Raw genomic sequence first — 9,239 nt, 5'->3', positions numbered from 1 at the left:
CTTCGAGCGGCTGTGCCTGGAGGCCTTCCAGTCCGGGCTGTCGTGGATCACCATCCTGCGCCGCCGGGAGGGCTTCCGCAGCGCCTTCGCGGGCTTCGAGATCGCCGCCGTCGCCCGGTACACGGAGGCCGACRCGGCCACGTTCACGACGTCGTTCGCCGGTGTGGCCCTGACCGCCGACTCGGGCGTCTCCTGGACGCTCCCGCGGCTGGTCGGGCCCAGCAGGGCGGCCGACCTGCTGCTCTTCCCGCGCTCCTTCTCCGCACAGGAGGCGTACGACTGGGGCATCGCGAACCGGGTCGTACCCGCCGCGGAACTGGCGGCCGAGGCGCTCAAGGTCGCCCGGGCACTGGCCGAGGGGCCGACCGTCGCCTACGCGGCGCTGAAGGAGTCCCTGGCGTACGGGGCGGACCACTCGCTGGACGAGGCGCTCGACAAGGAGGAGGAGCTCCAGGCGAGGGCCGGCTCCTCCGAGGACCACACCATCGCGGTGAAGGCCTTCCTGGCGAAGGAGCCGCCGCGCTACCTGGGCCGCTGACGCCCGCCGCACGGGCCGCGGCCGCTCCGGGCGGGACGGGCCCCGTCCGGATCACGGGTCTGCGGGCGGACGCGCGCCGGCGGGAGGCTCACGCCCCGTGGCGGGGCGGGACGCGCGCCGGCCGGAGGTCAGGTCCTGCGGGCGACGCAGCCCGCGAGGTGGTCGTCGACCAGACCGCAGGCCTGCATCAGCGCGTAGGCCGTGGTCGGCCCGATGAAGCGCAGGCCGCGCTTCTTCAGGGCCTTGGACAGCGCCGTCGACGCGTCGGTGACGGCCGGCACGTCGGCGAGCGTCTTCGGGACGGGGCGGCCGTCGGCGTCCGGGGCGTACGACCAGATCAGGGCGTCGAGCTCGCCGGCCCGCCACCCGGCGAGCACCCGGGCGTTCGCCAGCGTGGCGTCGATCTTGGCGCGGTTGCGGATGATGCCCTCGTCGGCGAGCAGACGGGCCGCGTCGGCCTCCGTGTACCGGGCGACGGCGGCGATCTCGAAGCCCGCGAAGGCGCTGCGGAAGCCCTCCCGGCGGCGCAGGATGGTGATCCACGACAGCCCGGACTGGAAGGCCTCCAGGCACAGCCGCTCGAAGAGCGCGTCGTCGCCGTGGACGGGACGGCCCCACTCCTCGTCGTGGTAGGCCACGTAGTCCTCGGTGGACAGGCCCCAGGGGCAGCGCAGGCGGCCGTCAGGGCCGGGTACGGGACCGCTGCTCACCGGTCCTGCTCCTCGCCGGGCTTGGTGAACAGGTCCGGCCGTGCCACCGCGGTGGCCTGCGCGCCGGCGAGCGCCGACTCCAGCTCGGCGATCCGGGCGTCCCGCTCGGCGAGCTCCGCGCTCAGCCGGTCGAGCACGTCGTCCACGTCCTCCATGCGGTATCCGCGGGGGGTGACGGGAAGGCGCAGCGCGTCGATGTCGGCCCGGGCGACGGGCCGGTGCGCGGGCAGCGGGTCGACGAGCCGCTCGGGCGCCGCGTCGGGCAGGGCCGTGCTGTCGGTGCCCCCGATCACGGCGAGCGTGACCGCGGCGACCACCACGACCATCGTGATCAGCAAGAAAAAGAACACGAGCGACCCTCTCCCCACAGGCCCCGGGACGCACCCGGGTGGAAACCGTCCCGTGCCGATCGTGCCACGGACGACGGACAGTAGGGTCGCAGGCGGACGACCCGAGGAGGAAACTGCGGATGCTGCGGCTGGGACGGCGTGAGTTCGCCACGCATGAACCGGTGATCATGGCGATCGTGAACCGGACCCCCGATTCCTTCTACGACCAGGGGGCGACGTTCCTCGACGAGCCGGCGCTGGACCGGGTCGAGCAGGCCGTCGCCGAGGGCGCGGCGATCATCGACATCGGCGGTGTGAAGGCGGGGCCCGGGGACGAGGTGAGCGCCGAGGAGGAGACGCGCCGCACGGTCGGTTTCGTGGCCGAGGTCCGCCGGCGCCACCCGGACGTGGTGATCAGCGTCGACACCTGGCGGCACGAGGTCGGGGAGGCGGTCTGCGAGGCGGGGGCGGATGTGCTCAACGACGCCTGGGGCGGGGTGGACCCGAAGCTCGCGGAGGTGGCCGCACGGTACGGGGCGGGGCTGGTGTGCACCCACGCGGGAGGCGCCGAACCGCGTACCCGTCCGCACCGGGTCGTCTACGAGGACGTGATGGCGGACATCCTGCGGGTGACGACGGGGCTGGCCGAGCGGGCGGTGGAACTCGGCGTGCGCCGTGACGCGATCATGATCGACCCCGGTCACGACTTCGGCAAGAACACCCGCCACAGTCTGGAGGCCACCCGCCGCCTGGACGAGATGACCCGGACGGGGTGGCCGGTGCTGGTGTCCCTGTCGAACAAGGACTTCGTCGGCGAGACCCTGGACCGGCCGGTCAAGGAGCGGGTCCTCGGGACACTGGCGACCACCGTGGTCTCCGCCTGGCTGGGCGCGCGGGTCTACCGGGTCCACGAGGTGGCGGAGACCCGGCAGGTGCTGGACATGGTGGCCTCGATCGCGGGCCACCGCCCGCCGGCGGTCGCCCGCCGGGGCCTGGCCTGAGGGCCGGCCCCGGCGGGGGCTTGCGGCCGCCGGACGGTGCGGCCGCCGGACGGGCCCTACCGGCCCGTCTCCTTGGAGACCATGGCCACCGCCTCCTCCACGTCGTCGGTGACGTGGAAGAGCAGGAGATCGTGCTCCGACGCCTTGCCCTGGGCGACCACGGTGTCCCGCAGCCAGTCCACGAGACCGCTCCAGTACGCGGTGCCGAAGAGCACGATCGGGAAGCGGGTGACCTTGCGCGTCTGGACGAGGGTGAGCGCCTCGAAGAGCTCGTCCAGGGTGCCGAGCCCGCCGGGCAGCACGACGAAGCCCTGCGCGTACTTCACGAACATCGTCTTGCGGACGAAGAAGTAGCGGAAGTTCACGCCGATGTCGACGTGCTGGTTGATGCCCTGCTCGAAGGGCAGTTCGATGCCGAGGCCGACCGAGATGCCCTTGGCCTCCCGCGCCCCCTTGTTCGCCGCCTCCATCGCGCCGGGCCCGCCGCCGGTGATGACGGCGAAGCCGGCGTCGACGAGGGCGCGGCCGAGCCGTACGCCCGTCTCGTACTCGGGGCTGCCCGGCTTGGTGCGCGCCGAGCCGAAGACGCTGATGGCGCTGGGGAGTTCGGCGAGCGCGCCGAAACCCTCCACGAACTCCGACTGGATGCGCATGACCCGCCAGGGGTCGGTGTGCACCCACTGCGAGTCGCCCTCGCTGTCCAGCAGTCGCTGGTCCGTCGTGCCCGGCTGCACCTGATCCCTGCGGCGCAGTACCGGTCCCAGTCGCTGCTCCTCCAACGCGCGCAGACCCTCGGAGTTGCTGCTCATGACCCACTCCCTCCGCCGTACAACATCACGTATCCGGTGCAAGGGTAGGTCGGTGAAGGTGACGAATGGCGAAATCCGGGCGATCGACGGAGTGCCGTTGTGTCGTCCGTCACCGTCCCCGGCACGCTCGGGCCGCGTGCCGGGGTCCGCGCCGCGGGCCGGTCTCAGGCGGTGAGCCAGTCGCGCAGACGCTCCTCGCACCGGGTGATCAGGTCCACGTGGACGTGCTCGTCCCGCTTGTGCGCGTAGAGGGGGTCGCCCGGACCGTAGTTGACGGCCGGGACGCCGAGGGCGCTGAACCGCGAGACGTCGGTCCAGCCGAACTTCGGCTGCGCGGTGCCGCCGACCGCGGCCATGAACGCGGCGGCCGCCGGGTGCGACAGGCCGGGCAGGGCTCCGCCCGTGTGGTCGTCCACCACGATCTCGCTCACCCCGCAGTCCGCGAAGACCTCGCGCACATGGGCCTCGGCCTCGGCCATGCTGCGGTCGGGGGCGTAGCGGTAGTTGACGACGACCGTGCACGCGTCGGGGATGACGTTGGTCGCCACGCCGCCCTCGATGCCGACCGCGTTGAGGCCCTCCCGGTACTCCAGGCCGTCGATGACGGGCCGGCGCGGTTCGTACGCGGCGAGACGCGCCAGGAGAGGCCCGGCGGCGTGGACGGCGTTGGACCCCATCCAGCTCCGCGCGGAGTGCGCACGCTCCCCGGTCAGCTTCAGATGGACCCTCAGGGTGCCCTGGCAACCGCCCTCCACCTGGCCGTTCGACGGCTCCAGCAGCACGGCGAAGTCGCCGTCGAGCCAGTCGGGGTGGGCCTCGGCGACATGCCCGAGGCCGTTGAGGTGGGCGGCGACCTCCTCGTTGTCGTAGAAGGCGAACGTGAGGTCGCGGTTGGGCTCGGGGACGGTGGCCGCGATGCGCAGCTGGACGGCGACCCCGGACTTCATGTCGCTGGTGCCGCAGCCCCACAGGACGCCGTCGTCGTCCAGCCGCGAGGGCACGTTGTCCGCGATCGGGACCGTGTCGATGTGACCGGCGAGGACGACCCGCTCGGCGCGCCCGAGCCGGGTGCGCGCGACCACGTTGTTGCCGTGACGGTCGACGGTGAGGTGGGGAAGGGCCCGCAGGGCCTGCTCGATGGCGTCGGCGAGGGGCTTCTCCTCGCCGCTGACCGAGCGGAAGTCGACCAGCGCGGCGGTCAGGGCCGGGCCGTCGAGGGTGAGGTCGAGCACGGTGTCGGACATGGCCTCGACCCTATGGCTTCCCGTCCGGGGCCGGGCCGCCGGGCGTCCGAGGGACGCGGGACGGGGAGCCGTTTGGGCAGGGACCGGGTCCGGTTCGAGCGGGCCCCGGGTCCGGGAAGGGGGCCGGACCGGCCCTCCAGTACCGTGTGGGGCGTGTCCGAGAACGCCTCCCCCGTCCGGCGCGGCCGCTTCCTGCGTTTCACGGCCGCGCTGCTCGTGCTGCTGGGTATCGCCGGGTACGTCGTCGTGCAGTACGTCACCGGGGGCGGCGGCGCTCCGCGGTGCGTGGTGCGGACCTCGGAGGAGGGCGGCTCGGCGTACGAGCTGACGCCCGAGCAGGCGGACAACGCGGCCACGATCTCCGCGGTGGGCACCACCCGCGGCATGCCGCAGCGCGCGGTCACCATCGCCCTGGCGACCGCCCTCCAGGAGTCCGCGCTGCGCAACATCGACTACGGCGACCGCGACTCGCTCGGACTCTTCCAGCAGCGGCCCTCGCAGGGCTGGGGCACACCGAAGGAGGTCCTGGACCCGGTCTACTCGGCCGGGAAGTTCTACGAGCACCTCGCCGAGGTCCCCGGCTACTCCCGGATGCCGCTGACGGTCGCCGCCCAGAAGGTGCAGCGCAGCGGCTTCCCCCAGGCGTACGCGAAGCACGAGCCGGACGCCACCCTGCTGGCGGCGGCACTCACCGGCGGCGCGCCGGCGACGCTGACCTGCTCGGTACGGGCCGGGGGCAGCGCGGGCGATCCGGCGAAGGTGCGGGCGGAACTGGTGCGCGCCTTCGGTGCCGAGGCCCTGCCCGGCGGCGTGGGCCCGGGCACCGCGGGCGGGGTCGCGTCGTCGGTCCTCACGGTGCCGGTCGCGTCGGCGCGGGAGTCGGGCGGCGGCAGGGCGGACAGGCGCGGCTGGGAGCTGGCGCACTGGGCGCTGGCGCGCGCGGAGGCGCTGCGCATCACGGAGGTCGCGTACGGGGACCGGGTGTGGAGCGTGGAGCGGTCCGCCGAGGGCTGGCGGACCAGGGAGGCCGAGCCCGGTGACGCCGGCAACGTCCGCATCCGGATCGCACACTAGGGCGCCCACACACTCGAACGTGTTGCTCCGGTCGCCTCGGGCGACCGCTCCCGCAGGCCCCCGCCGGCCTCCCGGCGGAGCGGCAACTTCGTTCCGGCAGCAGCGAAGTGACGGTTCATCAGGGAGTGACGCGTTGCCCCGTCCGCCCCTTTTCGGATGAAACCGATAATGCGACGCGTTACCAATTCTTTACCTCGTCGCACCGCAACTTCCCCCGCCCTCCGGCCGGTTGTCAGGACGTCCGCACACCGGGCAGCACCTCACGCACAGCCCGAACGTCCTCTCGCTTCAAGGAGCATCATGTCCCTCCCCCTGACCCGTCGGATCGCCCGTGCCGCGCTGATCATCGCGGCGGGAGCAGCTCCTGTGGTCGGAGCGGCCGGCTCCGCGGGCGCCGTGGCCCTCCCCCAGGCCCCCGTCGACGGCCTCACCGCCCTCGACACCGCGAACGTCGACGGCACGGTCGACGGCGTCTCGAAGGAGACCACCAAGGTGGCCGGACAGGTCGGCGGCAAGACCGCCGAGAAGGCCACCCCCGCCGCCGCCCAGACCGTCGGGAAGACGGCCAAGAAGGCCACCCCCGTGGCCAAGCAGGCCGCGGGCGACACGGCGGGCGAGGCCGGCGGCCTGGTCGGCGGCGCGACCAAGGGCGGCCTGCCGACCGACTCCCTGACCGGCGGCGCCACCGGGGCGCTCGGCGGCGGCCTCCCGCTCGGCGGCTGACGGCACCCCCGCACACGCACAGGGCCCGGGAGCGTCCGCTCCCGGGCCCTGTGCGTCCGTCGCCGTCCGGCGGCGCGGCGGCCACCGGCTCCCGGCCCCCGTCGCGCGGGGGCCGCGGCCCCGGCGGTCAGCCCAGGCGCTTGACCGCCGCCTCGACCCGCTCGTCGGTGGCCGTGAACGCCACCCGGACGAAGCGGGCGCCGGCCTCGCCGTAGAAGTCGCCGGGCGCCACCAGGATGCCGAGCTCCGCGAGGTACGCCACCGTCTCCCAGCAGGGCTCGTCCCGGGTCGCCCACAGGTACAGGCTCGCCTCGCTGTGCTCGATCCGGAAGCCGTGCGCCTCGAGGGCGGTGCGCAGCGCCGCCCTGCGCGCCGCGTACCGGGCCCGCTGCTCGCCGACGTGCGCGTCGTCGCCGAGGGCGGCCACCGTGGCGGCCTGCACCGGCGCGGGCGTCATCATGCCGCCGTGCTTGCGGATCAGGAGCAGCTCGCCCAGCACCGCCTCGTCGCCGGCGACGAACGCGGCGCGGTAGCCGGCCAGGTTCGAGCGCTTGGAGAGGGAGTGCACCGCGACGACGCCCTCGTAGGATCCCCCGCACACGTCGGGATGCAGCACGGAGACGGGCTCGGCCTCCCAGCCCAGCTCCAGGTAGCACTCGTCGCTGAGGACCAGCACCCCGTGCTCGCGGGCCCAGGCCACGATCCGGACGAGCTCGTCCTTGGGGAGCACCTTCCCGGTCGGGTTGGAGGGCGAGTTGAGCCACAGCAGCTTCAGCCCGGCCGGGTCGAGCTCCGTCGGGTCGTCGTAGACCACGGCCTCCGCGCCGGCCAGCCGGGCGCCCACCTCGTACGTCGGGTAGGCGAGGCGGGGGTACGCGACCCGGTCGCCCGCCCCCAGGCCGAGCTGCGTCGGCAGCCACGCCACGAACTCCTTGGAGCCGACGACGGGCAGCACGTTGCGGTGACCGACGTCCACCGCCCCGAGCCGGCGCGCGATCCAGCCGGTGAGCGCGTCCCGCAGCGCGGGCGTGCCCCACACGGTCGGGTAGCCGGGCGAGTCCGCCGCCTCGACCAGGGCCTGCCGGATCAGCGCGGGCACCGGGTCGACGGGCGTGCCGACGGAGAGGTCGACGATGCCGTCGGCGTGGGCGGCGGCCGTCGCCTTGTACGGCTCGAGCTTGTCCCAGGGGAAGACGGGAAGGCGCGATGAGACTGCGGCCACTGCGGGGCTCACTTTCTGCGTACGTCGTGCTGAACACCGCGGTCCCGTACGGACGACGAGCCGTACGGGACCGGGGAAACGCGGATGACGGGACCGGCCGGGCCGGATCAGCCGTTCTGCGGCGGCAGGGCGGCCACGAACGGGTGGTCCCGCTCGATCAGGCCCAGCTTGGAGGCGCCGCCGGGCGAGCCGAGCTCGTCGAAGAACTCGACGTTCGCCTTGTAGTAGTCCTTCCACTCGTCCGGGGTGTCGTCCTCGTAGAAGATGGCCTCCACCGGGCAGACCGGCTCACAAGCACCGCAGTCGACGCATTCGTCCGGGTGGATGTACAAGGACCGGGAGCCCTCGTAGATGCAGTCGACGGGGCACTCCTCGATGCACGCCTTGTCCTTGACGTCGACACAAGGCTGCGCGATGACGTAGGTCACGCTGTCGTTCCTCCTCGGTAAGGGCTGGCTTGCGCGGGAGCGCGGCGTCGTCGATGCCCGCCCCTAGTATCTCCGTTCTCGGGGACGATCCGAACAGGAGGGGCGGGCAGAACCGTGGAATTCACTGTCGCAGCACGGCTGGAGGTCCGAGTGACACCGGCTGACGTGGGCAAACGGGTGTCGGTCCGCGCGGCGGTCCCGTCGGGGGCGCCCGGCTCGAAGTTCACCGACACGGTCGGCGTTCTCACATCCTGGACGGGTGGTGTGCTACTGATCACACGCCGCACCGGGGAGATCGTCCGCATCCCGGAAACCTCGCTGGTCGCCGGGAAGGAGGTGCCGGCCGAGCCGGCGCGTCGGCGCGGCCCCTCGGCGGGCTTCGCCGAACTGGCGCGGGTGACGGCGCGCGCCTGGCAGCCGGTCGAGAGCGAGCGGCTCGGCGACTGGGAGCTGCGCGCGGCGGGCGGCTTCACCCGGCGTGCCAACTCGGTGCTCCCGCTGGGCGATCCGGGGATGCCGCTCGACGAGGCGCTGAGCCGCGTGCGCGGGTGGTACGCGGAGCGCGGACTGCCCGCCTACGTCCAGGTCGCGACCGGCGCGGCGGGCACCCAGGAGGAACTGGGCGCGGCGCTGGCCGGGCGCGGCTGGCGGCGCGAGGTCTCGGCCGAAGTGTGGACCGGAGGTCTCGCCCCCGTGGCCGACCTGGCGGTCGACGACGCCCGGGTGCGCGTCGAGCGGGCGCTCGGCGACACCTGGACCCGCCGCTACCAGCGCTTCTCCGAGCCGGGCCCCCAGGTGCGGGCGGTCCTGACCGCGGGCCCGTCCGTGTCGTTCGCGACCGTGCCCGCGCCGTCGCAGGACCCGGACGCGGCGGCGGGCCCGGCGCCCGGCGCGCCGGAGGAGGCGCCCGCGGCGATCGGGCGGTGCGTGGTGGACGGCCGCTGGGCGGGCTTCATGGCCGTCGAGGTGGACCCCGCGCACCGGCGTCAGGGGCTCGCCACGGCCGTGATGGCCGCCCTCGCCCGCCGGGCGCTGGACGAGGGCGCGTCGGCGGCCTGGCTCCAGGTGGAGTCGGACAACGCACCGGCGCGCGAGCTGTACACGCGCATGGGCTTCGCGGTCCATCACCACTACCACCATTTCCGCGCCGTATAGACGGGT

At 73.8% G+C, this 9,239-nt stretch carries 10 protein-coding genes and 2 pseudogenes; 6 read left to right on the top strand and 6 right to left on the bottom strand.

Translation table 11 applies throughout. The features are described 5' to 3' along the window. Positions 1–10: 10 nt before the first annotated feature. Both EAO77_RS41285 and EAO77_RS12045 read left to right on the top strand, forming a co-directional pair. Positions 11–88, top strand: a pseudogene (locus EAO77_RS41285) (DNA-3-methyladenine glycosylase I); the annotation flags it as partial. Continuing rightward, a pseudogene (locus EAO77_RS12045) lies at positions 80–538 on the top strand (enoyl-CoA hydratase/isomerase family protein); the annotation flags it as partial. The pseudogenes EAO77_RS41285 and EAO77_RS12045, both read left to right, overlap by 9 nt. Positions 539–666: 128 nt before the next feature. On the opposite strand, the gene EAO77_RS12040 reads toward EAO77_RS12045, so the two are convergent. Continuing rightward, positions 667–1,248, bottom strand: coding sequence for a DNA-3-methyladenine glycosylase I (locus EAO77_RS12040; protein ID WP_147987999.1), 582 nt, complete (start codon positions 1,246–1,248; stop codon positions 667–669). Then, positions 1,245–1,598 (bottom strand): DivIVA domain-containing protein, encoded by a 354-nt coding sequence (locus EAO77_RS12035; protein ID WP_147987998.1) that lies wholly within the window; start codon positions 1,596–1,598, stop codon positions 1,245–1,247. Before EAO77_RS12035 ends, EAO77_RS12040 begins: the two co-directional genes overlap by 4 nt. Positions 1,599–1,717: 119 nt before the next feature. Here EAO77_RS12035 and folP point away from each other — a divergent pair, with 119 nt between their 5' ends. After that, the gene (gene folP / locus EAO77_RS12030) at positions 1,718–2,578 is read left to right on the top strand and encodes a dihydropteroate synthase (protein WP_147987997.1); all 861 of its coding nucleotides are present in this window, start codon (positions 1,718–1,720) and stop codon (positions 2,576–2,578) included. 56 nt (positions 2,579–2,634) lie between these two features. Here folP and EAO77_RS12025 read toward each other — a convergent pair whose 3' ends face one another. Both EAO77_RS12025 and dapE read right to left on the bottom strand, forming a co-directional pair. Further along, a complete protein-coding gene (locus EAO77_RS12025) occupies positions 2,635–3,387 on the bottom strand; it encodes a TIGR00730 family Rossman fold protein (protein WP_147987996.1) in 753 nt (250 codons plus the stop codon). A 164-nt stretch (positions 3,388–3,551) separates the two neighbouring features. Next, positions 3,552–4,631 carry a succinyl-diaminopimelate desuccinylase gene (gene dapE, locus EAO77_RS12020; protein ID WP_147987995.1) on the bottom strand — a complete coding sequence of 360 codons (1,080 nt, stop codon included), beginning with the start codon at positions 4,629–4,631 and terminating at the stop codon, positions 3,552–3,554. A gap of 153 nt (positions 4,632–4,784) precedes the next feature. Here dapE and EAO77_RS12015 point away from each other — a divergent pair, with 153 nt between their 5' ends. Both EAO77_RS12015 and EAO77_RS12010 read left to right on the top strand, forming a co-directional pair. Further along, entirely contained in the window at positions 4,785–5,705 is a 921-nt protein-coding gene (locus EAO77_RS12015) for a hypothetical protein (protein ID WP_261993873.1), read from the top strand. Positions 5,706–6,005: 300 nt separating this feature from the next. Next, positions 6,006–6,428 carry an ATP-binding protein gene (locus EAO77_RS12010; protein WP_147987993.1) on the top strand — a complete coding sequence of 141 codons (423 nt, stop codon included), beginning with the start codon at positions 6,006–6,008 and terminating at the stop codon, positions 6,426–6,428. Positions 6,429–6,555: 127 nt separating this feature from the next. Here EAO77_RS12010 and dapC read toward each other — a convergent pair whose 3' ends face one another. Together dapC and fdxA are read right to left on the bottom strand one after the other, a co-directional pair. Continuing rightward, a complete protein-coding gene (gene dapC / locus EAO77_RS12005; RefSeq protein ID WP_147987992.1) occupies positions 6,556–7,650 on the bottom strand; it encodes a succinyldiaminopimelate transaminase in 1,095 nt (364 codons plus the stop codon). 107 nt (positions 7,651–7,757) lie between these two features. Further along, complete coding sequence (fdxA, locus tag EAO77_RS12000; protein ID WP_105869511.1) at positions 7,758–8,078, bottom strand: ferredoxin; 321 nt, start codon at positions 8,076–8,078, stop codon at positions 7,758–7,760. 114 nt (positions 8,079–8,192) lie between these two features. On the opposite strand from fdxA, the gene EAO77_RS11995 reads away from it, so the two are divergent. Beyond that, positions 8,193–9,233, top strand: coding sequence for a GNAT family N-acetyltransferase (locus EAO77_RS11995; RefSeq protein WP_147987991.1), 1,041 nt, complete (start codon positions 8,193–8,195; stop codon positions 9,231–9,233). Positions 9,234–9,239: the final 6 nt, after the last annotated feature.

The sequence above is a fragment of the Streptomyces sp. T39 genome, from assembly GCF_008042045.1.
GTDB lineage: Bacteria > Actinomycetota > Actinomycetes > Streptomycetales > Streptomycetaceae > Streptomyces.
Note: the sequence above shows the minus strand (reverse complement) of the source record. Positions and strands in the feature narration are given on the sequence as shown.